Raw genomic sequence first — 26,482 nt, 5'->3', positions numbered from 1 at the left:
TGACAATAAAATTTTGTAAAAAAAATCATTAAATAAATAATTCAGGAACTCGATTAAATAATTCTTGATTTAACATTGGTAATTTTTGACACATTTTTAAGTACCATTCTACTCTTTGATGATAATGTTGTGATAATAAACGATTTTCTTTAACCCAATTATAAGCATTAATCGCTGTTTGTTTCCGTTGGTTATGATTAATAATTAATTCATTTAGTTTTAATTCAAATTCTTCAATTGAATAGACATCTCTATAATATAATATAAATAAAAAAATTAAGCTATCATCAACAAAAATTTTAAGGAGAAATAGCCAAAATGAGTAATTATACTTGGCAATATATTCAAGATCACAAACAAGCAACTAAAAGATTATTAGGAATTAATTATGAACAATTAGAACTGCTAATCGCACATCTTTTAATCTTGGAGAAACAAGCAAAAGAAGAATCTGAAAAACAAAAAACTAGAATTATCAATTCCGGTGGTGGTAGAGAGAGTAAACTTTCAAAAGAAAACCAGATTATTTTGACTTTAATTTATTTAAGACATCATCTGAGTTTTCAACTATTAGGTATCGTCTTTCAAGTAAGTGAATCAACTGCGAATAATTTGTTTGATTATTGGCAAAAATTATGAGAGAAGCTTTGCCATGCTCTTTACTAGAACAAGTAAAAAGTCCCCAGAAAAAATAGAAGAAATGTTGGAAAAATTGAAGGAAAATGAATTATTAGTAGATAGTGAAGAACAGCCAAGAGAAAGACCTTTAGACTATGAAGAACAGAAAAAATATTATAGTGGAAAAAAATGTGAACATACTTTTAAAAATCAATTAATTAGTCTTCCAAAAGGCAGAGATATTGTGGATGTAGTGGCGGGAAAACCAGTCCTTCAAGTGATATTAACATTTGTCGTCAAAATCTCAAGAAGTTTGGGATGAATCAAATGTTTAAAGGGGATAAAGCTTATGTGGGAGAGCCACAAATTATTACCCCAAAGAAAAAACCGAAAAAGGAGTATTAACTCAGGAAGAAAAAGAAGAAAATAAAAAGATTTCATCGGTCAGAATATTTATAGAACATTTAATTAGAATCATAAAAATATGGCGAGTAGCAAGAGAAAGATTTAGATTAAGAAAAGATAAATATCAGTCAGTATTTTTAACAGTTTGTGGGTTAGTGAGATTAAGAATTGAGAGTTTAGTTTTAGAAATAGTAAAATCATCGTCATCAAGTGAAGTAATTGATGTTTTAATCAGTCATACTTTTGGGAGGAAATTAGATTTAGAGGAAATTTTGACGTGAAATTAACTTTACGGCGATTGATTGCTGAGTGCTGATTAAAGATGAAACTGTTACCATATAAGCTTTATCAGTTATTGGAGATGTCTAATGATAAATTAAGCCTGTTTTTCCTTCTATAATCGAATCTGCATAAACTGTGGGACTAGCTAAAGCAACAACACCATATCCTGCGCATTCAATAAATTTTAAATCAGATTTCATTGAATCAAAAAGATTATTTTCCAGAGGAAGTAAGGCAATATCACAATATTTAAGAATTTCTAAATAACGGGAATAATGACACCAAGATTGAAATTCTTTTTTGTCTGTTTCTAATGCTTCAAAAAATTCTTGATCATGAACAACTTTAAATTTCAAAAATTTCCCATATTGTTTAATTAATTTATTTAAACTCGGCATAATTTTCGACCATGATAATTTTCTATTTTGTGCGCCAAAAAATATAGTTATTTCTTCCGAATTATCATTAATTTTTAAAGGTGGTAAAAATGCTAATTGATTAGGAAAAATAACAATATTTGTACAAAATTCTTTCATACTATCCGCCAAAGGTTGAGTAGATGTTTGTAAACAATGACAAGTATTTAAAAATTTTAAATACAGATGTTTGATATTTTCTGACCAAGCGGTAAGACTATCATCCAATTCCGCCACAACCAGATAACCTTCTTTGATTAAATATTTTTGCATATTCCAGATTTCTTCTAAATTCATTTGATAATCTAAGAAAAGACGTTGCCAAATAAAAACTTTATTTTTATAATTTTTGCCTATATCATAATCAACATATTGTTGGTTATGAATAACCTTTACTCCCGGAATTGTAGCACTAAAATGATCAGGTTCACGAACTCTTACTAATCTACAGATAGAAGGAGTCTCTTTAGTTTGAATTAAAATTTTTTCTATTCTATTTATTGATTTCTGTGATCTAATGATGTATTGAAAAATATCAGTATTTATATTGAATTTATTTAACAAATACTTAACATTTCTAAAAATTTCTACTGATGATTGATTTAAAATTTGATATTTTATATCAAAAATTTTCAAATCTGCTTGATTAAATAAATCTTGAATATAGCTTAATGTTAAAAATCTTAAATTAGTTTGATCTAAGTAATCATGATCTTGTGATTTTCTTTTTAACGAATCAATAATTGTCGTCCAAGGTTGAATATTGTGACTCAAAGCAATAATTTGACCATCATCTTTTAACCATTTTTGATGCTCTTTTAATATTTGATGTGGATTAACTATATTTTCTAAAATATCTCTATAAATAATACAATCTATTGTTTTTTCATTAATATCTAAAATATTGAAATCTAATTTTTCAATATTACCAATAATTACTTGATCTAATTCTTTACTAACAATATTACCGAAATTTTCATTAATTTTAATTCGGATATATTGGCAATGAGGATTAATTAATTTATATAATTCACCTAAATCATTATTTCCACAACCTATTTCCAAAATCAAACTAGCATCACAAGGTAAATTTTCTAGTAAATCAGGATTAATATAATCATCATAATTTTGATTATTTTGACAAGTCAAATTTAATAACTGTTGTGTCACAAAACTTCTTTCCTTAATCAAAGAAATAGTTTGGTTTTCTTCTAAAATTTGATTGGTAAGTTTTTCCTCAACAACTTTTTGATAAAATTCTTCTAAACTTTTGACACATTCTACATCATTAAAAACTCGATCTTGATTAAGTTTCATTTTTTCTTTAATCTTATTTCTAAATTCATGATCCAAGCCCAATTTAACAGAAATATCTATATATTCCTGTTCATTATAGGCGATTGTTTCTTCTACTCTCAACATTTTTAAAATACCATAAGATTGACGACCAAACATCAATTCTCCCGGACAAGTAACAATGGGTAAATTAGAAGCAACAGCTTCAAAAGTGGTATGCCCTCCAGAAAAAGCAAAAGTGTCTAAAAAGACATCAGAAAATGATAACAAATGATGATAATTGTCCACACTTTGCTGTGGTAGAAAAATACAATAGTCATCAATATTAAGATTTAGTTGAATAAAAGCTTTTTTGAGTCGATTATAAAAAATATCTTGTTTAATTAAAGATTCTTTTTTTGATGCTCCTGCCCTCACAATAAATAAAAATTTAGCTTGGGGTACTTTTTGAGCAATGCAAGGAAAAATATAATCATATTCTGGTAAATATTTAAAAATTAATTGACATGATAAATAAATAATTTGATCTTGATTTAAGTTCAAATCAGCTTTAGTTTTTGTTATTGTTTTTAGTTTTGGTTTGGGGTAAGAAATTCCTAAATTTGGTAAGCGGATTAATTTTTCGGTATAATGTTGTTGACCATTTTCAGGTTCAATTAAATCTCCAGATAAATAATAATCAATTGTGGGTAAGCCTGATGTGCTAGGGTGTCCCCATGTTGTACACTGAACAGGAGCTAATCTTAAAGATGCTATTTGAGTGGTGGCTCCCCACATTCCAATAGCTAAAAAGACCAAAATGTGTAATTGATTTTCTAATATTTGTTTAGTAATGGCTTCGAGATCATCGGGAATATAATAATAATAATCGCATAACTCTTTAATCAAATTAGTTATTTCACTGTTAACTGTTCTGGTTGAAGTTGCATAACAATAGATTTCAAATTTATTACGATCACACTTTTCTAACCAACCGATAATCCATTTACTAGCACTGGTATCACCTATTTGATCAGATAAATAACCAATTTTAATTTTATGTTCAGAAGTTAAAGAAGGCATTTTGAAAGGTTTAACCCATTGAGGATATTTTAAACTCATTACATAATGAGCAAAATTTCCATATTTTTGTTGTTGATTTTGGTAGATTTGATGCTGATTTTGGTATTGTAAAAGAAAATTAGTCATAAATTTCACACTAGATACCGCCATACTCACATTTGATAAATCAGTTAGTTTTTGAGATTGAACAATAAAATCTAAGTATTCAAGAAAATGTTCAAATCTATTTTTATAAAAACTTAATTCGTCTTGATCTTGGTAAATATGGGGGAGAAAACGATTTATTTCTAATTGAATAGCTAAATTATTAGGAGCATTTTGTGCATACAAATTAATTAAATTAAAATCTTCTTCTGTTTGCCCAAAATCATATAAAAAAGCTAAAAATTTGCAAAATAAATATTCTTGATTAGGATTATTCTGTAATAATTTGAGATAAACTGATCTTGCGCAATCATACAAGTTCATCTTTTGATAACAATCAGCCCAAGCGAGTTGATCAAACAGATCTCCTTTATTATCTTTAAAAAATTCTTCAAATTTTGGGATTGCTTCGGTATAATTATTTCTACGATAATCTACATAAGCAGAATATAAAAGGGCTTGAGTTTGATCGTTATTTTGCCCATAAGCTCGAGCAATTTTTTCTAATATTTCTGGAGTTTTAGGTTTCAAAATTAAGGCTTGATTATATTGTTTAATTGCTTCCTCATATTCTTCTTTTCTAACTAATAAATCTCCCCATAAAAGACAAACTTGAAAATTATTTTTTTCTAATGTAATAAGTTTTTGATGAATTAATTCAGCTTTTGCTAACTGATTAGTTTCTAATAATAAACCAGCTAAATTAATATAACTATCTAAATGTTCAGGAGCTAAGTTAATACTTTTTTCATAAGCTAACATAGCATTTTCTTTTTGATCTAATTTTTCTAAAATTTTTCCTAAATTAAATTGATGTACAGCTATCTTATGATTAAGATTGACAGCAATTTGAGCAAATGCTAAAGCCTCTTGATATTTCTCCATTTTAAAATATAAAGATGCAATATTGTTATATATATAAGGGTTATATTTATCCCAAAGTAAAGCTTGTTTATATTCTTCAATTGCTTCTTTAAATTGATCTTTTTGATTTAATTTTAAAGCAGAAGTCATTAAAGTTTTAACCATAGCAGGTTTTTCCTTAAATTCTAATCTTAAATGTAAATCAGCAATTGCTTCTATTGCTAGAGAATTTTGATATTGATTTTCTATTTCTTGCCAACTATAATTAATCCCTTGACTCACATCCCAAGTAAAAATAGTAATTCCATTACCAAAACTAGGATGATCCTTGTGACAGGTTGGTAAATTGATCAATAAATTACATTGTTCATAACTATTAATAAAATCATAATTTGCCTGTTCTAGCATCGTATAATTACTATTATTAATAATAATTAAAGCTCTATCTGCTAAAAAAGGTTGAGCCAATAATAATCCCATTATGGTGGAACGATAATCAGATTTACCATTATAAAAATAAACACCTATTTTTAAATCCGGTTGTAACTCGTTTAAATCAGCAAAAAATTCTTCAAAATCTTGATTACAAAAAAAGACTTGTTCATCTAAATTAAATTTAGTTAAATTTTCGGTTAATTGATTAAATTGTTGATCATCTAAATTATCCACCGCATAGGCCATTGAATCTTGATTATTTAATAAAGCTCCAATTAAATTAATACCCTGACTACAACCTATTTGACAATAAATTTCATCTTCTTCCAAAGACTCGATCGCACAATTAAGCAACTGCATTAGACTAGGTGTACTAATTTCTTTAAGCTGATTGAATATTTCTTCAAACTGTCGTGATAGGGGTTTAATCGTATCTTGTCCCCAATTCTCGTATAAAGATGGCAGTTTAGCGATAAATTGTTGAATATCCATTGTTTTTAACAAGATTTAAAACGAACTGAAATATAATTATAGATCGAAAACTTCTCAAGTCTTCAATTTTAGTTCAATTTTCTATTTTTTATTTCTTTTCCTCTCAAAATATATGATTAACAGTAAATTTTCTCAAACATCGGAGAATTTAAAACAACAATATGAACAAAATCCCTATCCTGATGTAAGAATTGAACAATCATTTAAAAATGCCTATCCAAATCTTTACTTAAATAATTTAGTTACTTCCTATTATCTCAGAAATCACAAGGTAATAAATACTAAAGATAAAATTATTTTAGATGTGGCTTGTGGTAGTGGTTGTACAACTTTAATGTTAGCCCAAGCTAATCCAGATGCTCAGATCATTGGTATTGATTTTTCTCCAAATTCGATAGAAGTAGCTAAAAAAAGATTAAATTATCATGGGTTTAATCAGGTTGAATTTCACATTATGGAATTAGAAAAGGTAGGACAATTAAATATCAAATTTGATTATATTAATTGTTCTGATATTCTTTATTTTTTAGATGATTTAGTAAGTTCTTTAAAAATCTTAAAATCTGTTTTAAAACCAGAAGGAATTTTGCACGGGAATCTTCATAGTAAATATATGAGAAGATACTTTTATTTAGCACAAGAACTTTGTAAAATCATGGGTTTGATGGATGATACCCCTTCAGAAGTGGAAATAGAATTTATTCGAGAATTTATGAAAGCAGTCAAAGATGATACCACTTTAAAAAGAATGACATGGAGTGCTGATTTAGAAAAAAATGATCTCAGTTTGTTAATGAATTATTTGATAGTTAACGATCATGGTTATACCATTCCTAAAATGTTTGAAGTTTTAGATCACGCTCAATTAGAATTTATTAGTATGACTAATTGGCGAGATTGGGATTTAAAAAAACTCTTTAAACAACCAGATGATTTACCCGATGTGATCGAATATTGCCTTGATCAAGCTAGTGAAAAGGAAAAACTAGCTTTTTGTGAATTACTCCATCCCCAATCTCGTCTCTTAGATTTTTGGTGTGGGCATCGAGATCAAGCCCATTCTTTTCTTCCCGTTTCGCAATGGAAAGATTCTGACTGGCACAATGTCAAAATTTACCTGCATCCCCAACTAAAACAGGAAGATTGGAGACAAAAAATTATCGAAGAAATCAAACTCCATCATTCTATTGAAATCTGTCCTTTTTTACCAATGGCAGGACAAACTTTAACTTTAGAAAGTAATCTTGTCTCTGTATTATTACCTTTATGGGAAACTCCCCAATCTTTAGAATCTTTAATTAAAAGATACCTGACCATCAACCCCCTTGATTGCGTTTCTTTAGAGCCTATTTCCCCAAAAGAGGCCACCGACAAAATCAAAAGTATTTTAATCACCTTAGAAGATTGGGGTTATATTTTATTAGACAGATACTAATACTTTGAAAAGTGGGGTTTTTTCAAATTCTGAAAAAAAAAGAAATAGATGATAGGTAGTTGATCGAAAGTGGGTATAGTATCCATAACTAGATTAAAAAGCTTACTCATATTTTTAAAGGAGTCCATATATTATGAAATCCGATCTTCAAGTAAAATTCTTACAACACCTCAATAGCAAAAAAGATTCTGAACAAGGTTTTACCTTAATTGAATTACTCGTTGTAATCATCATTATCGGTATTTTAGCGGCGATCGCTTTACCTTCTTTCTTAAGCCAAGCTAACAAAGGGAAACAGTCTGAAGCGAAACAAAATATTGCTACTATTAACAAAGCACAACAAACTTTCCTCTTAGAAAATAATAGATTCCAGACCGTACAAGGTCAATTTGGGGCTTTAGGAACTGGTCTTAAAACCATGACCGTAAACTATGCCTACAATATTACTGTTCCTACTAAAGATGGAGGTTTATCAGCCATTGCAGTGGGAGTTGCTGCAGACCCGAATACCACTTCAGGTTTAAAATCATATTTCGGTGTGGTTGCTCAGTTGTATCAAGATGGTAGTAACGACTTGCAAAGCCAATCACTTGTTTGTGAAAGTGCGGCTGGAAACCAAACCAGCGTGAGTGCAGGACCTCTCGCTAATGGTGCAACTTCAGCCTCTGCCTCTCTTGATGCTTATGTCAACTGGAGTTCAGGTTCAACTGGAACTCTTCTGACGGATGGTACTATCACTGGTGTAACCCCTGGTACTTTAGCGTGTGATGGTACTACTTATCAGGCTTTAGCGGCTAAATAATTTAATTGCTTGATTTTCTTGATTTAAGAACAAGTGATTTAAAGAAAAATAAGAGGATAGATTTAAAATCTATCCTTTTATTTTCAGGTTAAATAGATCACCCTAACCCCCTCTAATATCCATATCACAACTTTATAAAATAAATGAGTTAACTCCCGTATCTGTTTAAGATACAATGGAAAAATGAAAATGTTATTATCTTGAAAATATGAATGATCTATCTAATGTATCTCAATCACCTAAGTTAATTGCTGTCGATTTAGGATGTGGAACTCAGAAAGAAAAAGGCTTTATTGGTGTTGATATTGTGCCGGCAGATCAAGTAGATGTGGTCGCTGACTTAAATCAGGGTTTTCCCTTTCCCGATCATAGTGTAGATCTGGTTAAAGCTCATGATTTTATAGAATATTTACCTGATCGCATTAAAACAATGAATGAACTCTGGCGCATCTGTAAACCAGGAGCGATCGTTGATATTTTAGTACCTTCAACTGATGGCCGAGGAGCATTCCAAGATCCAACTCACGTCAGTTTTTGGAATATCAATTCTTTTATGTATTACTGCCAAGAATATCCTCCCTATTTAACACTATGTCGAAGTCATTACGGTTTTAAAGGAGAATTTAAAATTGTTAACATTCAACAAATAGAAACAGCACCACAAGTATTTCATGTTCATGCAGTTTTACAAGCAATAAAATCAGAGACAATTACACCTTTAAACTTAAAGCACATAAACTTAATTGTATTTCCTGATTGGCAAAAAGGAAAAGAATTAATCTTTAATGAATTGGTTAAGGTATTCCAAGCAATTATTAATCATCCGAAAAGTCAAGAAATTTGTTTATTAATAGATACTCAAAACATAGATTTAGAAGAAGTAGAATTTTTAATAGCCGATGTTTTAATGAATATTTGTTATGAAAATGAAATAGAAAAAGAGGAAGAATTACTCCCGATCATTAATTTATTAGAAGTTAACTATTTGCAAGAATATCAAGGTTTATTGCCAAATTTAAATGCTCGGATTTTTTTAGAATATTATAATAATGAATTGATTAATAACATTAATTTTGAAACATTAGAAGAATTAAAAATAGAAGAACTAGAAGCCCAAACATTTGAAAAAGTTATAAGTGATAAATTTTTGATTGAATTACCCAAAATAGAAGCTAACAAAATGGAATTATCACCAGTCATTAGCGGTAATTTAATAGTTAGACCAACCCCAGCACAAGATAATCCTTTATGGCGATATTTTTGTAATAATCAAGGTAGATTAATTCATAAATGGCATCATTACTTTGACATTTATCATAATCATTTTTCACGCTTTAGAGGAAAAGAGGTGAAAATTTTAGAAATTGGGGTTTTTCACGGTGGTTCTTTGCAAATGTGGAAAGAATATTTCGGTGATCAAGCATTTATTTATGGTGTTGATATTAACCCAAAATGTCAAGAATTAGAGGAAGAAAGAATAAAAATTTTTATTGGAGATCAAGCTGATCGCAATTTCCTCAAAATGCTAAAAAATGAAATAGGAATAGTGGATATTATTATAGATGATGGAGGTCACTTGATGGATCAACAAATTAATTCTTTTGAAGAACTATATCCGGCAGTGAGTGAAACAGGTATTTATTTAGTAGAAGATCTACATACCAGTTATTGGCAAGGCTATGGTGGGGGTTATAAAAAAGCGGGAACTTTTATTGAATATGCAAAGAATTTGATTGATTCTATTAATGCCTATCATTCCCCCGAACTTACCCCCTCTTATTTCACAAAAACTTGTACAGGCATTCACTTTTATGATAGCGTCTTAATTTTAGAAAAATATCCTAACTATGAATATCCCAAAGATTCTAAAACAGGTTATCCATCTTTTTAAAATAACTTTAATCATTAATCACATTAAAAAATGATTAGTAATAATATAGATCAATTTTTAGAAGAATTTTTATATTTATTAACTCAAAATTCCCTTAAAATAAATCTCAAAAATACAACTCTAGTCAGCATCTCATCTATTAATATAGAACAAACTTTACTGAGTTTAGTTATTACCAATTTTTATGCTGATTTTGAGCGAATTTTATTGTTTACCTCCGCCGAAATTGAGCAACAATATTTACGACTTTTTCCTCAATTAGAAATTATTAAAATTGAGCCACTAAAAAATGTATTTGAATATAGTAGATTTGTGATTAAAGAATTAAATCAATATATAGAAAGTGACTATTGTTTAATCACTCAATATGATGGTTTTATTCTTAATCCTGAAAAATGGGATCAAAATTTCTTAAATTATGATTATATAGGCGCACCTTGGCCAGAAAAACTATCTATTATATCTCAAGCTAATCAAGTAGTAGGAAGTTTAGATTTAAGTAAAAATAGAGTTGGAAATGGTGGTTTTTCTTTACGCAGTAAAAAATTCTTAGAATTATCTGCCCAGTTAGATTTTGATAATCTGAATTTTCAGTGTAAGTCTGAAGATATTTTAATTTGTCATTATCTTTATGAATATTTTATTGATCACGCAATTAAATTTGCACCCTTAGATCTAGCAGTTAAATTTAGTTTTGAAGAAATAATTAAAGAATATCCTCAGATTACATGGAAAGATACTTTTGGGTTTCATGGAAAAAATCATTTAATGCCTGTTTTTGCTACTTTAGCGGAAAGATTTGATTCTTTAATTAATTCAGAGGAAATAATTATTGAAAGATTAAAAGATGAATTAAATTTAAAAGAAATTAATCTAATTATTTTCCCTGATTGGTTAGCTGATGAGGAAGAATTAGGCTTAGAATTAATGGAAATTATTAATAATTTAGCTCATCATCCTGAACATGAAAAAATGACTTTGTTAATAGATATTAGTAATCTTAATGAAGAAGATGCTAATTTATTTTTACAGGGAATTGCTATGAATTTAATGATGGAATTAGAATTAGATATTACTGAAAAATTAACTATTTCTTTAGTTAATTCCCCACAAGATTGGCAATTATTATTAACAACAATTGATTGTTGTCTGATCTTACAACATGAAAATAAAGCGATCATTAATCAATTATCTATTCCTGATCAATTAAGAGCTACTTTTGACAATCTATTAATTTAATTTACCCGAAAAACCTTACGGATAAAACTGTTTAAATTCTGTTTAGCAATGACAGAATTTTCCTCTTTTTTTTCAATAATTTCTAACTCCATTAATAAAGATATTACTTCCGTATCTAAAGCAAATCTTAATAAAGATTGAGGTAAAATTAAATCACTGGTTTCCCTTAAATCAATAATTTTTTTATCTTCATCATTGATTATTTCAACTAACATTAAAGGCCGTAACCAACAAGTTTGACGTTCAGATATTACTTGAATAATCTGTGCATATAATAAGTTTTGGCCTTTTTCAATACAAATAATTTGACTAGCTTTAAAATTATTTCCCATACCTTAACTTATTTTTTTATTGGTTTTTAAAAACTGTAGAGACGTAAAATTTTACGTCTCTACGATTATGATTTAAAAATTAGGCCGAAGTACACATTTCTCGAAAACGAATCTCATCACGATAGGGATCCGCACGGGTAACTTGTACATCCAAGCGATCGCCTAACATCACATTTCTTTCAAAACGATGGGGCAATTCTAACCCCAATTCTTCTAATAAAATAATTCCTAAATTATCATCTTCTTTTAACCATCTTAAGACTAAACCCTGCCAAACTTGATCCGTATTGCGTCTTAAATACTCTAAACTCCAATAACGGTTAGTTTGACGCTCCGTTAAAGTCGCTTCATAAGCCGAATCCGCCACACTAAAGAGGATATTCTGTAATTCATCACTACTAAAAGGTAGGCTATCACCCCTTAAATGGGCTTTAATTTGGAAATGTGCCAATAAATCACTATAACGGCGGATCGGTGAAGTTACCTGAATATAATGATCCAAGCCTAAACCAGCATGACGGATCGGGTTGATCCCCATCTCACTGCGGGGCATACACCGTCTTAAATGGACATAGCGCACAGGGCCGGGAGGATATTGCAATAATTCTTCATCGCTAGGTAGATCCGGCTGAGGTTGCCCCCTAAAGGGTAAAGGTAAAGCGTGAGTTTTACCATATAAACCCGCCACTTCTCCCGCCAAAATCATCATTTCCGCCACCAGTTGACGGGAATAGGCATTATCTAACACATCAATGATAATTTCATCATCGGATTTAACCTTAATGGAGGTTTCCGGCATTTTAATATTAATTGATCCCTGTTGTTGTCTCCATTTATGACGTTTTTGGGCATAATCCCACAAACTCATTAATTCAGGTTCGGCCGTAATACCCAATTGTAACATCTCATCCACATCATCGTAGGTCAGACGGTAGGTAGGTTTAACCCAACTAGGATGAATGCTAAAATCATTAATACTACCATCTTGATGCAAAGTCACCGCAAAACTTAAAGCAGGACACATTTTCCCTTGAATTAAACTCATGGGGCCAGTGGCCAACTCCTGCGGAAACATGGAGATCATGCCAGTGGGTAAATATAAACTGGTACTACGACGACGGGCTTCTAAGTCTAATTCATCTCCAGGAGTCACAAGACGAGTAGGATCCGCAATATGGATCCATAAACGCACTTGATCCCCTTTGGTATTACCATCTAAATATTCCACACTTAAGCCGTCGTCTATTTCTTCCGTGCTTTCGTCATCAATGGTATACAGTTTTAAATGGGTTAGATCTAGGCGGTTATTTTCATCAAGATCACGAGGTTGAACAATAAGACGATTTTGAGACACTTCAATTACCTTTTTCGGAAATGTTTTGGGATAGGAAGATCGCAACAAAAATAGGTTTTCGTGACGACTCCACCAACCTAACTCCACCAATAATTCAAAAGCAGAGTCCGGTGTTTTTACTCTATCTACATATTCTAATATTTCATTTGCTAAATTGTTTTTTTGTTCTGGGATCAAAACTAATTTTTCTAAAGCCTCTAAACGAATGCGATCGCTTTCACTCCATTCCACCGATTTTTTCTCTAAAGCATCTTTGACATGGAAGAAAAACTCCTGTTTTTCCCTTTCCCTTTGCTGTTCGATCTCTAACTGATGTAAAATTTCTTGAACTTGAGACGCACTTCTGGGTTCATAAAAATCCCCCTTATTTTTAAAATAAACCTTATCATCACTTAACAGACGATGCGCCGCATAACATAACACAGGGCTTTTTTCCGAATATAATAATTGAGCCAAACTATCAGGCGTAACCTTTATATTTTCCTCCCGTGATAACTCCCAAGCTATTTCTAAACTAGAGGGGTCTAAATAAGCCTCAACTTCCTGTAGAAAACTCCCAATTTCAGAAAACTCATAAAACTCACCTTTGACCTCATATTCTACCCGTTGGGGACGCAACTTGTGAGCCTGGCCGCCCTGATCAATAACGATCCAGTCTTTTTTTCCCTCTGGACGATCAACAACGGCAAGACGGCGTTCACCTTGGTTTCTAAATTCAATGAGTTTACCTTTTTCCACTAGCTTTTAAACACAATTGAGATATTAATAATAAAAATTATTGAGGAAATAAGAGTTAAGGATAAAATTTGAAAAAAGATTGAACTTTCATCCCTGATCCCTCATCCCTCATCCCTTTAAAACGATTAAGTTTCGTTATTAACAAAAGGTAATAAAGCTAAAATACGAGCGCGTTTAACAGCGTTAGTAAGATCCTTTTGTTGTTTAGAAGTTAAGCCAGTGATCCTACGGGGTAAAATTTTTCCTCTTTCTGTAATAAACTTATGTAATAAGTCTATATCTTTATAATCAATGGGTTGACTGGGAGGAATGGGAGAAAGACGTTTACGATAATAAGCCATAATTTGTAAATAAATTTCCTGTTATTGTTTGGTCTGGAAATGACTTATAATTAAATTTAATTTAAAATTAAATCTTAAATTAATTAAAGTCACTACAATAGAGTAAAAAAAGACAAAGTAATTAAAAGATTAGTTAGGATTTAATTACTAATTATTTAATTTCTTTGTGAACGGTATGGGCGTTACAATGGGGACAGAATTTTTTAATTTCTAATCTAGCCGTTGTATTACGACGGTTTTTAGTGGTGGTATAACGAGACACCCCTTGGGATCTTTTATTGGTATTGGTGCGACACTCAGTACATTCAATCGTAATGATGAGTCTAGCGCCTTTTTTACTAGCCATAATTAGTTGTTAAACCTTAATAATTGACAATAGTTGAACTAGGATATTATACCCGATCAGTTGGCAGTGGAAAGTGGGCAATTGACAATTTAATCTACTGTAACAATTTAATCCACTGTGCTTTAAGCCAAAGTATAATAAGCAAAGATTTATTTTCTCATATTTTGTTGCAACTGTGCAAGTAATTTTTTTAACCGTAGGTCTAAAGAAAAGCCTCGACGAGTTTGTACAATAACAGTTTGTGCCATTTGATCATGAAAAGCCTGTTGAAAACGCTCATCAGCTAAAGCTAAGGCACAGTCAGCGAAAAGGGGACAACATAATAAAATCATGCCGATGCCGTTAGTTAAATTATAATATTGAAGACCGATCATGGCTAAACAGGCCGCACTGCCTAAAATACCCTCTCTTTTAATTAAAGTAACCAGAGTGGGAATTTTTTTGAAGCGCGGATCTAACACTTTCATATCAAATAGCCACCGCCCTAAAGTTTGCCCCTTATTTCTTTCGGCGATCACTACCCTTACCAACATCCACAGGCCTAAAAATACTAACCATTGTAAAACTACCCCTGCGATCGCGCTCAATAACCAAATTACTAAAAAATCAATCACAAAAGCCCAAGCCCTTCTTTCTAAGGGAACTTTGGGAAAAGGGCGATAAATTGGCTTTTCGTTATTCATTGGCAATTGATCGGGATTGATAAATTAGGTTAAGTTTTAAGTTTAGTATAACAGGATCTTGAGCTTAAAAACCAGTAGAGACGTACGATCGTACGTCTCTACAAATTGCCGATCACTGAGCAAAAGTTTATCCCGCCGCTACCGCTAACTTAGCTGGAACAGCAATATAAAGAATAACCGTATCACCGCCTGTTAAAGCAGTTACACCTTCAGGGAAAGTAACATCCCCCACATGAAGCATCTGCCCCATATCTAAATTAGTAATATCAATATCAATGCTTTCAGGAATATTGGTAGGGGTACATCTTACCGTTAATTCGGTTAATCTTTGTTCTAAAATACCACCACGTTTAACGGCCGCTGAGTCTCCCACTAACTTAACGGGAACAACCACTTCAATGCTTTTTTGATTAGCGATCGAAAAGAAACTTAAATGATAAAGATTTCTTTTCCAAGGATGGGCTTGAACTTCTCTAATTAAAGCCTTTCCATTCCATGATAAATCAGCAATATTAACATCAACTAAAGTATTATTAATAGATGCTTTTTTTAATAAATTAACCGCATCTTTAGCATTAACAGTTAAAGCAAGAGACTGCGCCCCATGATGTCCATATAAAGTAGCGGGAATTTGACCTTCACGGCGTAAAGCTTTGGGGTTACTGCCTTCTGGTCTGGGTTTACATTCAATACTAACTTGCATTTTTTCTCCTAATAATAAAAATTCAAAATTTAAAATTTAGCGATGAGCTATTAGCCATCAGTTATTATATTTGGTAACAGTTGACTGGTAACAGGTAACTGTTCACTGTTTACTGAACGGGAGTTCCATTGTGATCTAATAAAGCTCGTTTTGGCCCGTGAATGGGATCCTCCACAATAATAGTCTGATCTCGGCCAGCCCCTAACGAGACGATCGCAATAGGAGTTTCCATCACTTCCGCTAAAAATTTCAAATAATCTAAAGCAGCCTGAGGTAAATCCTCTAAATTGCGACAATTGGTAGTAGACTGTTTCCAACCGGGTAAAGTCTCATAAATAGGCTTACACCGTGCAAATTGATTAGAGTCACTGGGAAAATGATCACAACGCTGACCATCTATCTCATAAGCCACACAAACCTTAATTTCCTCTAATTCATCGAGAATATCTAATTTAGTAATGGCTAAACAGTCTAAACCGTTGATTCTCACAGCATAGCGACCAATGACCGCATCAAACCATCCACAACGTCTACGACGGCCGGTAGTAGTACCAAACTCAGCACCCCGATCGCCTAATAACTGACCAATTTCCTCTTTTAACTCAGTGGGAAAAGGCCCTTCACCCACCCTTGTGGTATAGGCTTTAGCCACACCGATGACTCGATCGATCATGGTCGGGCCTACCCCTGCACCCACACAAGCTCCTCCCGCAATGGGATTAGAAGATGTAACATAAGGGTAAGTACCATGATCCAAATCAAGTAAAGTTCCCTGCGCGCCTTCAAACAAAATATTTTTACGTTGTTTGATCGCTTCAGCAATTTTCAGAGAACTGTCCACCACATAGGGACGTAAAATATCCGCATAACGCTGATATTCTTCCAAAACTTTGTGATGATCTAAAGGAGGCAGATTATATAATTTTTCTAAAATGGCATTTTTATAATTAATGCTCCACTCTAGGATTTTGGGAAACGCCTCCTCATTAATTAAGTCGAGGATGCGGATCCCCGTCCTTTCAGATTTATCAGCATAAGTTGGGCCGATCCCACGTCCGGTTGTCCCAATTTTAAAATCTCCTCTGCGTTCTTCTGCGGCCTTATCAATCAAACGATGATAGGGCATAGTTACATGGGCAGTTTGAGAAATAAACAGGTGATCACTCGGAACATTTAACTGTTTTAACTGTTCAATTTCCTCAAGCAAAACCTCTGGATCAATGACTGTTCCAGAGCCGATAATACATTCAGTATCAGGGTAAAGAATACCTGAAGGAATTAAATGCAGTTTAAAAGTTTGTTCGCCAACTACCACAGTATGTCCGGCATTTACGCCCCCTTGGGAGCGAACTACCACATCTGCTGATTTACTGAGTAAATCTGTTATTTTACCTTTTCCTTCGTCACCCCACTGGGCACCGATGACAACAACGTTAGCCAAGGGTTTAATCTAATTCTAAAGTTTACACAAACTATAATTATGGTCACTGAAGGGAACAAAAGTCAAGATCTATTTTTAAATCATAAAATTTTTGTTGAACTGGACTTCTTTTATTTGATCAATATCTGATTAACTTAGCCTGAATTATTCATGAACAAAAAAAACTACATATTATTCCTAATTTTTACTCAGAAACCCTCAAAAATAAAGGATTTTTAGTCATTTAGACACAATGATCCCTTGGTCATTTTATCTAAGCAAAAATCAATGTTGCGATGTTCCCCCTCTGGATAACCACTCTCGTTTCATAATAATTCGGCTTTATTGATTTGATTTTCTAATCTACTTATTGTAGGTTTATTGTAGGTTGAGATGCTAATAATTCTTGACCAATTAGAGGAGTTTTCCCACAGATAGTCTTGAAAATAGGGTCATGACGCAGATAATTACTATCATTTACATCTTCATAACCTGCTACTATTTGATAAACTCTTTGACTAATTAATTGTAAAAGGGGATGTACAACTTTATGTAATTGTCTTTTCTCATCCAAACAATTAGCTATCCCTTCACAAACTTTGAGATTTTCTTGAGCTTGTTTCACTAATAACAAACCGCCATCAGAACTTAAATCTACACCTGAGAATTTAACTTCTAATGGTTTTTTAGTAGGAAATTTTAAAGATAAATCACCGGAAGTTTGAGACATTGATCATCAATTTTATTATTTGATTGTTCACTAAACTTAGTGTATATTATTTCCTGAAAAAAAGCAGTGAGCGAGACGCTCACACCCCAAAATTTTCTACACCCTATTGAGAATTGTTATATTACTTATTACCCATTACTTATTATTTAATTTCTATTTTCTATGCCAAGAAACTTTAGGTAAAATTTGAGTTTGATCCACTCGATTTTGATATTTCATGGCAAAATTTAACAGAGAATCTAACAAAGAATCTGATAAATAATGGGGGTTTAATCCTAAGTCTAAAAGTTTGGTATTCTTAGCATTAAAATAATGTTGTTCTAGTTCCACTCTAGGGTTAGGAATGTTATTAATTTCTACTTTTAATCCTAAAGTTTGACCTGCTTTTTGTACCATTTGCGCCAGATCCCCTACACTGAATAATTCAGTAAATTGATTAAATACTCTAAATTTTCCGGCCTCAGCAGGATGCGCGATCGCCAACTCCATACAGCGCACCGTATCCCTAATATCTAAGAAAGCGCGAGTTTGACCACCAGAGCCATATACTGTTAAAGGATGGCCGATCGCAGCCTGAATACAAAAACGGTTTAAAGCCGTACCAAAAACGCCATCATAGTCAAGACGGTTGATCAGCATTTCATCCATGCCCGTTTCTTCCGTTAAAACACCATAAACCACACCTTGATTAAGATCCGTCGCTTTTAAACCCCAAACCTTACACGCAAAATGAATATTATGGCTATCATGGACTTTACTTAAATGATAGAAACTGCCCGGTTGTTTAGGATAGGGTAAAATGTCCTTACGGCCATTATGTTCAATTTCAATATAACCCTCCTCAATATCAATGTTCGGAGTACCATATTCGCCCATTGTTCCCAGTTTAACTAAATGGGAGTCGGGAAAATCCTCTTTCATGGCATAGAGAATATTTAAAGTTCCCACCACGTTATTAACTTGGGTAAAAACAGCGTGTTCCCGATCGATCATAGAATAGGGCGCGGCACGTTGTTCCCCAAAATGCACGATCGCTTCCGGTTCAAACTGACGGAAGGCTTTTATTAAAAAATCATAATTGGTAATGTCACCAATAAATAAATCAATGGTTTTACCCGTTAAATCTTTCCAACGCTGGATCCGTTGCTGAATAGGTGCGATCGGGGTTAAAGTATCTACCCCTAGTTGGGCATCCCAATGTCTACGGGCTAAATTATCTATAATGGCCACTTCATAACCTTTATTGGATAAATGAAGTGCCGTAGCCCAACCACAATAACCGTCACCACCAATAACAATAGCTTTCATAATCAATCTATAATTAATCTATTAATCAAAAAATTTAGTAATCTCATATTTGCTAAATGTATCAGTAAATGGCACTTTTTGACTGATGGAGATTAAAGCTTAAATTGATCTTAACCTTTACTCAAAAAAATTTTTGCAAAAGACTTGACAAATTAATTTCATTTTGATAAATTTAATATCACTGACGAAAAACAAAGCAAAACGGCTAAATTTTGACTTGTTAATCTTAAGTAAAAAACTTAATTAAAAATTGGGATTGTAGCTCAGTTGGTTAGAGTGCTTGCCTGTCACGCAAGATGTCGCGGGTTCGAGTCCCGTCAGTCCCGCTAAACAATATCAGAAAACCTATTAGATCATTAATTTAAACTGATTCTAATAGGTTTTCTAGTATTATTATTTTATTTTAATTTAATTAGGATTCTATGCACAAACAAAGTTTCTGGATCACCTTATTATTTAGTTTTTTATTTACCCTTTCTTCTTTGTGGTGGAGTCCTAGTGCCAATGCTTTTACCGAGGGACAAAAATTAGTTCTACAAGCTTGGCGTTTAGTCAATCAATCTTACCTTGATGAGAGTTTTAATCATCAAAATTGGTGGTTATTAAGGGAAAAATATCTTAAACGCTCTATTTCTAATACGGATGAAGCCTATGCAACGATTGAAGAAATGTTAGGAACTTTAGGTGATCCTTTTACCCGATTACTCAAACCTGAACAATATCGTAGTTTAAAGGTTAATACATCGGGGGAACTTTCCGGCGTAGGTTTACAGATTAATCTTAATCCTGAAAATGGTTATTTAGAGGTGGTTTCTCCGATGGCAGGATCACCGGCCGAAAAAGCAGGTATTCAGCCGGGCGATCGCATTGTGGAAATTAATGATATTTTAACCAGTGAGATTAGTTTAGATGAAGCGGCCGCTTTAATGCGTGGGCCGATCGGCACGACTGTTTTTTTAACTTTAGAAACTACTGATCAACAATTAAAACGAGTAGAATTAACGCGCGATCGCATCTCTTTAAATCCCGTAGTAGCAAACTTTAATCAAAATAATCAGCTAGGTTATATTAGATTAGCTCAATTTAGTGCCAATGCAACCGAAGAAATAGAAAAAGCCGTTATAAATTTAGAAAAACAGGGAGCAAAAGGTTATATTTTAGATTTAAGAAATAATCCGGGGGGGTTGTTACAATCGGGGATAGAAATAGCCAGATTATTTTTAGATCAAGCGACAATCGTTTATACGGTTAACCGTCAAGGAATGTTGGGTAGTTTTGAATCGGTTGATCCTGCCCTCACCCATGCGCCTCTAGTGGTATTGGTGAATAAAGGTACAGCTAGTGCTAGTGAAATTTTAGCAGGGGCTTTACAGGATAACGGCCGAGCCATTTTAATCGGGGAAAAAACCTTTGGGAAGGGCTTGATCCAATCTTTATTTGATTTACCTGATGGGGCTGGAATGGCCATTACGGTGGCCAAATATGAAACCCCTAATCATAAAGATATTAATAAATTAGGAATATTACCAGATGATATTGTGACACAAGAACCAATTACTTTTGAGCAAATTGGTACAGATCAAGATTTACAATATCAAGAAGCTACAAATAGACTTCTTGCCCAACTCAAGTGATTTTTATGAAAAATTATTGCATATTTATTTGTGAATATATTGAATTTTAAAAATTAATATTGGTGGGTAATCTTATTAAAAGTTTTAAATGAAATATAAAATTAAATGAAAATTGCCCACCCTACTAAACTAGATTCTACATTCCTTCAGGTAAAAATCTTTGAAATTGACTTAATTTTAATAACAAAATACTTCTGCGATAATGTAACATTAAAAGAACTTCATGTTTAGAGGGATATTTTAATTCGATATATTCAATAAAATCATCTATAGTACAACTTTGAAGATAACCTCCGTTCCATTGATGAAAGTCCTTATGAATTTCCTGATCAATAATAATAATGTTATCATGATCATCAGCTAAAAATTTATAAACTTTTTTATCATATAAATGATGACCTGCTAAATCTATTTCATTATCTCTATTTGGAATTTTACCTGTGATTTGACAATAGTTATATTTCTTTTTTAAATAACTAATAGCACGATTAATTTCTGTTTCTGAAGGAGAAGGAGCAAGAGCAAGAAATTTTATAACAGGAGGTGCAATTTCTCTAACTCGATTACAATATTCTCGTCTTTCTTGAGATCGTAAACTTAATGATAATTCTAAGCTAATTTTTTCTAAACCTGATAAAGAAAAATATAATTGTTCTTGATATTCAATAAAATCTTCTTCTAATTTCATGTCTTCAATATCTTTAAATGCTTTTTGTAATCTTAATTTTGTTGTTTGAAAAATTTTAGAAACGTCATCAAAATGTAACCAATGTCTTTGTTTTAATCTTATTAAAGATGAACTATTTTCGTAAATTATAAAAGTAATTGTTCTATCTATTTTATTAATTCTATAATCTTCAATTAATGTTAATACTTGATTATAAGAATAATTATCTAATTTACGTTGTTCATCAAAATATTTAGCGACTGCGATCGCTCCTTCTCTTGAAAAATTAATAACATTTTGACCTTTACTTTTTCCCTGAATTATAAAATGGATATATTCTTTTATTTTAAATTTTGGATCAGGAAAATTTATTAATTTCTCTACAATATTAAGGAAATCTGTGATAGAAAGATTAAAAGTTTCAGCCAGACTTTTATCTGCCAAATAAAAAATTTTTCGATCTTCTTTTTTTAATACCATGTTTTAAATTTTGCTAAGATACTTTTATACATAATTTCCAATTGTTCAAAAATTGCTCTATCTCCTGTTAGTAAATTATCAGGATGATAAATTTTAGCTAATTGATAATAAGCATTTTTAACATCTTCTTTTGTTGCTGTTTTTGGATCTAAATTAAACACTTGCCAAGGCTTAAAATAATTAAATATATTAATACCATTAATACAGCCATAACCTTCTTGATTTTCTTCATCAGGAAGAATACCAATAAATTTACGATAGAGCATTTTCCATGTAAATTTTAAACGAAAATCAAGTTTTTCCATACCATCTGTAGCCATTTTAAAAGCTCCAGAATTTTTTAAGCCTTGAGTATTACTAACATTAAAACGATTATAAATTGCTTTTTTTAAATCATTGTTACTTAAGGATTTATCTTTATTTTTTGATTTAACTTTAGCCGTTTTAATAACAAGATAAGCTAAATTTTCCAATAAGTTTATTGGTATTTTCCCACTCTCTGAAATATGTGAAATACGATTGATTTCATCTTGAACTTGTTTATCTAGGGTTAGAGTTGTCATATAATTATTTCAACTATCTTGATTATTAAATTATAACTTAAGTTTCAAATAATCTTTAAAAGTAATTTTAACATAAACAAAAAAAACTGTCAGCCCTACTATGTACCAATAACCTTTATAATAATAAAAAACTAACCATTAAATTAACTATTTAAAACATCATGATTAATAGCTCTTTCTTAAACTATCTAAAAAGTCCAAAACGCCCTGTAATTGTCTTTGACGGTGCAATGGGAACTAATTTACAAGTACAAAACCTCACGCCCGAAGACTTCGGTGGTGCTAAATATGAGGGTTGTAATGAGTATTTAGTCCACACCAAGCCCTCCGCCGTTGAAACTGTCCATCGTGGCTTTTTAGAGGCAGGTGCTGATGTGATTGAAACGGATACTTTTGGCGGTACTTCTGTCGTCTTAGCTGAATATGATCTGGCAGATCAAGCCTATTACTTAAATAAAACTGCGGCCGAGTTAGCGAAAAGAGTAGCAAATGAGTATTCAACGCCCGAAAAACCCCGATTTGTGGCGGGTTCGATGGGGCCAGGCACGAAATTACCCACTTTAGGTCATATTGATTATGATACGTTAGAACAGGCATTCTGTCAACAAGCAGAGGGTTTATTTGATGGGGGAGTTGATTTATTTATCATCGAAACTTGTCAAGATATTTTGCAAATTAAAGCCGCATTAAATGGAGTTGAAACTGTCTTTAAAAACAAAAAAGAAAGACGACCAATTATGGTTTCTGTGACGATGGAAACGATGGGTACAATGTTAGTTGGAACGGATATTAGTGCGGTTGTAACTATTTTAGAACCCTATAATATTGATATTTTAGGTTTAAATTGTGCCACTGGGCCTGATTTAATGAAGGAACATATTAAATATTTATCGGAAAATTCGCCTTTCATAATTTCCTGTATTCCTAATGCTGGTTTGCCGGAAAATATCGGTGGTCAAGCACATTATAAATTGACTCCCATTGAGTTAAAAATGGCTTTAATGCACTTCATCGAAGATTTAGGGGTACAGGTGATCGGCGGCTGTTGTGGCACACGCTACGAACATATTAAAGCACTATCAGAAATTGGGGCAACTTTAACACCTAAAGAAAGACATTTTCGTTATGAACCTTCGGCCGCTTCAATTTATAGTTCACAGCCCTATCTTCAAGATAATTCTTTCTTAATTGTTGGTGAAAGATTGAATGCTAGTGGCTCTAAAAAATGTCGGGATTTATTAAACATTGAAGACTGGGATAGTTTAGTCGCTTTAGGTAAAGAACAAGTGAAAGAAGGGGCGCACATTTTAGATGTAAATGTGGATTATGTGGGGCGTGATGGTGTTAAAGATATGAAAGAATTAGCCTCACGTTTAGTTAATAATATTACCCTGCCTTTAATGTTAGATTCTACCGAATGGCAAAAGATGGAATCAGGCTTAAAAGTTGCGGGGGGAAAATGTATTTTAAACTCTACTAATTATGAAGATGGAGAGGAAAGATTTTTTAAGGTTTTAGAGATAGCTAAAAAATACGGTGCAGGGGTAGTTATCGGCACAATTGATGAGGAGGGCATGGCAAGAACAGCTGATAAAAAGTTTGAGATTGCAAAACGTGCTTATAATGACGCTATTGCCTATGGAATAAAGCCTTACGAAGTATTTTTTGACCCTTTAGCTTTACCAATTTCTACAGGGATTGAAGAAGATCGTGAGAATGGAAAAGCAACAGTTGAAGCCATCAAAAGAATGAGAAATGAGTTAAAAGATTGTCATATTTTACTAGGAGTTTCTAATATTTCATTCGGCTTAAATGCGGCCGCTAGACAAGTATTAAATTCGGTGTTTTTACATGAAACAATGAGCGTGGGTTTAGACTCAGCAATTGTCAGTGCAAGTAAAATATTACCCCTTGCTAAAATATCAGAAGAACATCAAAAAGTATGCTGTGATTTAATCTACGATCGCCGTGAATTTGAGGGTGATATTTGCACTTATGATCCCTTAACAAAATTAACGGAATTATTTGCAGGTCAAAAAGCGAAAAAAGCCGAAGCAATTGATAAAAGTTTACCCGTAGAAGAACGGTTAAAACAACATATTATAGACGGGGAAAGATTAGGTTTAGAAGATGCTTTAAATGAAGCATTAAAACAATACCCACCTTTAGAGATTATTAATACTTTTTTATTAGACGGAATGAAGGTAGTTGGGGAGTTATTTGGATCGGGTAAAATGCAGTTACCTTTTGTGTTACAATCTGCCCAAACTATGAAAGCCGCCGTTGCATTTTTAGAGCCATTTATGGACAAAGCTGAGGGTGATGATACGGGCAAAGGTACGGTTATAATTGCAACGGTTAAGGGTGATGTGCATGATATTGGAAAAAACCTAGTTGATATTATTTTATCTAATAATGGTTATAAAGTGATTAATTTAGGTATTAAACAACCCGTTGAAAATATTATTAATGCCTATAAAGAATCAAATGCAGATTGTATTGCCATGAGTGGTTTATTAGTAAAATCAACTGCTTTTATGAAAGATAATTTAGAGGTATTTAATGAACAAAATATCACTGTTCCTGTTATTTTAGGGGGGGCGGCCTTAACTCCTAAATTTGTTAATCAAGACTGTCAAAATACCTATAAAGGTAAAGTTATTTATGGGAAAGATGCCTTTGCAGATTTACATTTTATGGACAAATTAATGGCGGCTAAAACTAACAATAATTGGGATAATTTTAAGGGCTTTTTAGATGAGAAAGAATCTCCCCTAGCTCCCCTTAATAATCATGAAATAGAGGAAAAAGAATCCCCCCTAACCTCCCTTAATAAGGGGGGAATAGAAGTAATAGATACCAGTCGTAGTGAAGCAGTAAGTTTAGAAATTGAAAGACCAAATCCTCCTTTTTGGGGTACTAAAATTTTAACTCCAGAAGATATTAATTTAGAAGAAATATTCAATTATTTAGACTTACAAGCCTTATTTGTGGGACAATGGCAATTTAAGAAACAAAGGGAACAAACTAAGGAAAAATATCAAGAGTTTTTAACTCAAAAAGTTCATCCTATTTTAGAACAATGGAAAGCCAAAATTATTGAAGAAAAATTATTACATCCAACGGTAATTTATGGTTATTTTCCCTGTTTAGCAGAGGGGAATAGTTTATTAATTTATGATCCAGAAAAACCCGATCAAAATCATCCTATTACCACCTTTGAATTTCCCCGTCAAACTAAAAATAAAAGATTATGTATTGCTGACTTTTTCCTACCAAAAGAAAACGCAAAATCTCATCAATTTGATGTATTTCCAATGCAAGGGGTAACGGTGGGAGAAATTGCCACAGAATACGCTAAAAAACTGTTTGAAAGTGATGATTATACCAATTATTTATATTATCATGGAATGGCAGTACAAACAGCAGAAGCCTTAGCAGAATGGATACATCAATTAATCAGAAAAGAATTAGGTTTTGGTCATCTTGAACCTGATAATATGAGAAATATTTTACAACAAAAATATCAAGGTTCACGGTATAGTTTTGGTTATCCTGCTTGTCCAAATATTGCGGATCAATTTAAACAATTAGAACTATTAAAAACTGATCGAATTAATATGTATATGGATGAGAGTGAACAACTTTATCCAGAACAGTCTACAACGGCGATTATTTGTTATCATCCTACTGCTAAATATTTTAATATTTAGTGAATAAAAAAGGTGGACAAAAATTTAAAATTTTTTATAAAAAAGTCTTAATTAATTTTGTCCACTTTAGTTGAATAATTCAAGTTACA

Annotated in this window: 20 protein-coding genes, 1 tRNA gene and 2 pseudogenes; 11 read left to right on the top strand and 12 right to left on the bottom strand. The window is 32.2% G+C overall.

Annotated elements, in window-relative coordinates:
* Positions 1–318 precede the first annotated feature (318 nt).
* From Anndu_RS08965 to Anndu_RS08950, 4 genes and pseudogenes are all read left to right on the top strand, one after another.
* Positions 319–639 carry a helix-turn-helix domain-containing protein gene (locus Anndu_RS08965; RefSeq protein WP_464100878.1) on the top strand — a complete coding sequence of 107 codons (321 nt, stop codon included), beginning with the start codon at positions 319–321 and terminating at the stop codon, positions 637–639.
* 13 nt (positions 640–652) lie between these two features.
* The gene (locus tag Anndu_RS08960) at positions 653–940 is read left to right on the top strand and encodes a hypothetical protein (RefSeq protein WP_464100877.1); all 288 of its coding nucleotides are present in this window, start codon (positions 653–655) and stop codon (positions 938–940) included.
* Between the two features lie 112 nt (positions 941–1,052).
* A pseudogene (locus Anndu_RS08955) lies at positions 1,053–1,121 on the top strand (transposase family protein); the annotation flags it as partial.
* 57 nt (positions 1,122–1,178) lie between these two features.
* On the top strand, positions 1,179–1,304 hold the full coding sequence (locus tag Anndu_RS08950; RefSeq protein ID WP_464100876.1) for a hypothetical protein: 126 nt from the start codon (positions 1,179–1,181) through the stop codon (positions 1,302–1,304).
* Between the two features lie 84 nt (positions 1,305–1,388).
* On the opposite strand, the gene Anndu_RS08945 is transcribed toward Anndu_RS08950, so the two are convergent.
* Positions 1,389–6,014, bottom strand: coding sequence for an O-linked N-acetylglucosamine transferase family protein (locus Anndu_RS08945; RefSeq protein WP_464100875.1), 4,626 nt, complete (start codon positions 6,012–6,014; stop codon positions 1,389–1,391).
* A 112-nt stretch (positions 6,015–6,126) separates the two neighbouring features.
* On the opposite strand from Anndu_RS08945, the gene Anndu_RS08940 reads away from it, so the two are divergent.
* The 4 genes from Anndu_RS08940 to Anndu_RS08925 all read left to right on the top strand — a co-directional run bounded on the left by Anndu_RS08940 (position 6,127) and on the right by Anndu_RS08925 (position 11,381).
* A complete protein-coding gene (locus tag Anndu_RS08940) occupies positions 6,127–7,449 on the top strand; it encodes a class I SAM-dependent methyltransferase (RefSeq protein ID WP_464100874.1) in 1,323 nt (440 codons plus the stop codon).
* A 133-nt stretch (positions 7,450–7,582) separates the two neighbouring features.
* Complete coding sequence (locus tag Anndu_RS08935; RefSeq protein ID WP_464100873.1) at positions 7,583–8,251, top strand: type IV pilin-like G/H family protein; 669 nt, start codon at positions 7,583–7,585, stop codon at positions 8,249–8,251.
* Positions 8,252–8,459: 208 nt separating this feature from the next.
* Complete coding sequence (locus tag Anndu_RS08930; RefSeq protein ID WP_464100872.1) at positions 8,460–10,142, top strand: class I SAM-dependent methyltransferase; 1,683 nt, start codon at positions 8,460–8,462, stop codon at positions 10,140–10,142.
* Positions 10,143–10,172: 30 nt separating this feature from the next.
* Entirely contained in the window at positions 10,173–11,381 is a 1,209-nt protein-coding gene (locus Anndu_RS08925; RefSeq protein WP_464100871.1) for a DUF5672 family protein, read from the top strand.
* Here the strand turns inward: Anndu_RS08925 and Anndu_RS08920 are convergent.
* The 9 genes and pseudogenes from Anndu_RS08920 to Anndu_RS08880 all read right to left on the bottom strand — a co-directional run bounded on the left by Anndu_RS08920 (position 11,378) and on the right by Anndu_RS08880 (position 19,336).
* Complete coding sequence (locus Anndu_RS08920) at positions 11,378–11,713, bottom strand: hypothetical protein (RefSeq protein WP_464100870.1); 336 nt, start codon at positions 11,711–11,713, stop codon at positions 11,378–11,380. The two genes, Anndu_RS08925 and Anndu_RS08920, sit on opposite strands and share 4 nt — an antisense overlap.
* A 79-nt stretch (positions 11,714–11,792) precedes the next feature.
* Complete coding sequence (locus Anndu_RS08915; RefSeq protein WP_464100869.1) at positions 11,793–13,805, bottom strand: ribonuclease catalytic domain-containing protein; 2,013 nt, start codon at positions 13,803–13,805, stop codon at positions 11,793–11,795.
* 125 nt (positions 13,806–13,930) lie between these two features.
* A complete protein-coding gene (gene rpsR, locus Anndu_RS08910) occupies positions 13,931–14,146 on the bottom strand; it encodes a 30S ribosomal protein S18 (protein ID WP_464100868.1) in 216 nt (71 codons plus the stop codon).
* Between the two features lie 151 nt (positions 14,147–14,297).
* The gene (gene rpmG / locus Anndu_RS08905; protein WP_464100867.1) at positions 14,298–14,492 is read right to left on the bottom strand and encodes a 50S ribosomal protein L33; all 195 of its coding nucleotides are present in this window, start codon (positions 14,490–14,492) and stop codon (positions 14,298–14,300) included.
* A gap of 149 nt (positions 14,493–14,641) precedes the next feature.
* On the bottom strand, positions 14,642–15,175 hold the full coding sequence (locus tag Anndu_RS08900; protein ID WP_464100866.1) for an RDD family protein: 534 nt from the start codon (positions 15,173–15,175) through the stop codon (positions 14,642–14,644).
* A 127-nt stretch (positions 15,176–15,302) separates the two neighbouring features.
* A complete protein-coding gene (locus Anndu_RS08895) occupies positions 15,303–15,878 on the bottom strand; it encodes a 50S ribosomal protein L25/general stress protein Ctc (RefSeq protein WP_464100865.1) in 576 nt (191 codons plus the stop codon).
* Between the two features lie 109 nt (positions 15,879–15,987).
* Positions 15,988–17,319, bottom strand: coding sequence for an adenylosuccinate synthase (locus Anndu_RS08890; RefSeq protein WP_464100864.1), 1,332 nt, complete (start codon positions 17,317–17,319; stop codon positions 15,988–15,990).
* 355 nt (positions 17,320–17,674) lie between these two features.
* Positions 17,675–18,028, bottom strand: a pseudogene (locus Anndu_RS08885) (transposase); the annotation flags it as partial.
* 153 nt (positions 18,029–18,181) lie between these two features.
* Entirely contained in the window at positions 18,182–19,336 is a 1,155-nt protein-coding gene (locus Anndu_RS08880; protein WP_464100863.1) for an NAD-dependent epimerase/dehydratase family protein, read from the bottom strand.
* A 252-nt stretch (positions 19,337–19,588) separates the two neighbouring features.
* On the opposite strand from Anndu_RS08880, the gene Anndu_RS08875 reads away from it, so the two are divergent.
* A tRNA-Asp gene (locus Anndu_RS08875) sits at positions 19,589–19,662 on the top strand.
* 96 nt (positions 19,663–19,758) lie between these two features.
* Positions 19,759–20,970 carry a carboxyl-terminal processing protease CtpA gene (gene ctpA / locus Anndu_RS08870; protein ID WP_464100862.1) on the top strand — a complete coding sequence of 404 codons (1,212 nt, stop codon included), beginning with the start codon at positions 19,759–19,761 and terminating at the stop codon, positions 20,968–20,970.
* A gap of 136 nt (positions 20,971–21,106) precedes the next feature.
* Here ctpA and Anndu_RS08865 read toward each other — a convergent pair whose 3' ends face one another.
* On the bottom strand, positions 21,107–22,117 hold the full coding sequence (locus tag Anndu_RS08865; RefSeq protein WP_464100861.1) for a hypothetical protein: 1,011 nt from the start codon (positions 22,115–22,117) through the stop codon (positions 21,107–21,109).
* Positions 22,108–22,680: a molecular chaperone DnaJ gene (locus Anndu_RS08860; RefSeq protein ID WP_464100860.1), complete on the bottom strand. Its 573-nt coding sequence runs from the start codon at positions 22,678–22,680 to the stop codon at positions 22,108–22,110. The genes Anndu_RS08865 and Anndu_RS08860 overlap by 10 nt, the downstream gene beginning before the upstream one ends.
* Before the next feature lie 164 nt (positions 22,681–22,844).
* On the opposite strand from Anndu_RS08860, the gene metH reads away from it, so the two are divergent.
* Positions 22,845–26,393 carry a methionine synthase gene (metH, locus tag Anndu_RS08855; RefSeq protein ID WP_464104061.1) on the top strand — a complete coding sequence of 1,183 codons (3,549 nt, stop codon included), beginning with the start codon at positions 22,845–22,847 and terminating at the stop codon, positions 26,391–26,393.
* Positions 26,394–26,482 lie beyond the last annotated feature (89 nt).

The organism is Annamia dubia NIES-4383, assembly GCF_055394725.1.
Note: the sequence above shows the minus strand (reverse complement) of the source record. Positions and strands in the feature narration are given on the sequence as shown.

Bases quoted from the DNA above. Each gene is read 5' to 3' on its own strand.
- Anndu_RS08965 (WP_464100878.1), top strand. From the start codon at position 319: ATGAGTAATTATACTTGGCAATATATTCAAGATCACAAACAAGCAACT.
- Anndu_RS08960 (WP_464100877.1), top strand. From the start codon at position 653: ATGCTCTTTACTAGAACAAGTAAAAAGTCCCCAGAAAAAATAGAAGAA.
- Anndu_RS08945 (WP_464100875.1), bottom strand. From the start codon at position 6,014: ATGGATATTCAACAATTTATCGCTAAACTGCCATCTTTATACGAGAAT.
- Anndu_RS08940 (WP_464100874.1), top strand. From the start codon at position 6,127: ATGATTAACAGTAAATTTTCTCAAACATCGGAGAATTTAAAACAACAA.
- Anndu_RS08935 (WP_464100873.1), top strand. From the start codon at position 7,583: ATGAAATCCGATCTTCAAGTAAAATTCTTACAACACCTCAATAGCAAA.
- Anndu_RS08930 (WP_464100872.1), top strand. From the start codon at position 8,460: ATGAATGATCTATCTAATGTATCTCAATCACCTAAGTTAATTGCTGTC.
- Anndu_RS08925 (WP_464100871.1), top strand. From the start codon at position 10,173: ATGATTAGTAATAATATAGATCAATTTTTAGAAGAATTTTTATATTTA.
- Anndu_RS08920 (WP_464100870.1), bottom strand. From the start codon at position 11,713: ATGGGAAATAATTTTAAAGCTAGTCAAATTATTTGTATTGAAAAAGGC.
- rpsR (WP_464100868.1), bottom strand. From the start codon at position 14,146: ATGGCTTATTATCGTAAACGTCTTTCTCCCATTCCTCCCAGTCAACCC.
- rpmG (WP_464100867.1), bottom strand. From the start codon at position 14,492: ATGGCTAGTAAAAAAGGCGCTAGACTCATCATTACGATTGAATGTACT.
- Anndu_RS08900 (WP_464100866.1), bottom strand. From the start codon at position 15,175: ATGAATAACGAAAAGCCAATTTATCGCCCTTTTCCCAAAGTTCCCTTA.
- Anndu_RS08895 (WP_464100865.1), bottom strand. From the start codon at position 15,878: ATGCAAGTTAGTATTGAATGTAAACCCAGACCAGAAGGCAGTAACCCC.
- Anndu_RS08880 (WP_464100863.1), bottom strand. From the start codon at position 19,336: ATGAAAGCTATTGTTATTGGTGGTGACGGTTATTGTGGTTGGGCTACG.
- ctpA (WP_464100862.1), top strand. From the start codon at position 19,759: ATGCACAAACAAAGTTTCTGGATCACCTTATTATTTAGTTTTTTATTT.
- Anndu_RS08865 (WP_464100861.1), bottom strand. From the start codon at position 22,117: ATGGTATTAAAAAAAGAAGATCGAAAAATTTTTTATTTGGCAGATAAA.
- Anndu_RS08860 (WP_464100860.1), bottom strand. From the start codon at position 22,680: ATGACAACTCTAACCCTAGATAAACAAGTTCAAGATGAAATCAATCGT.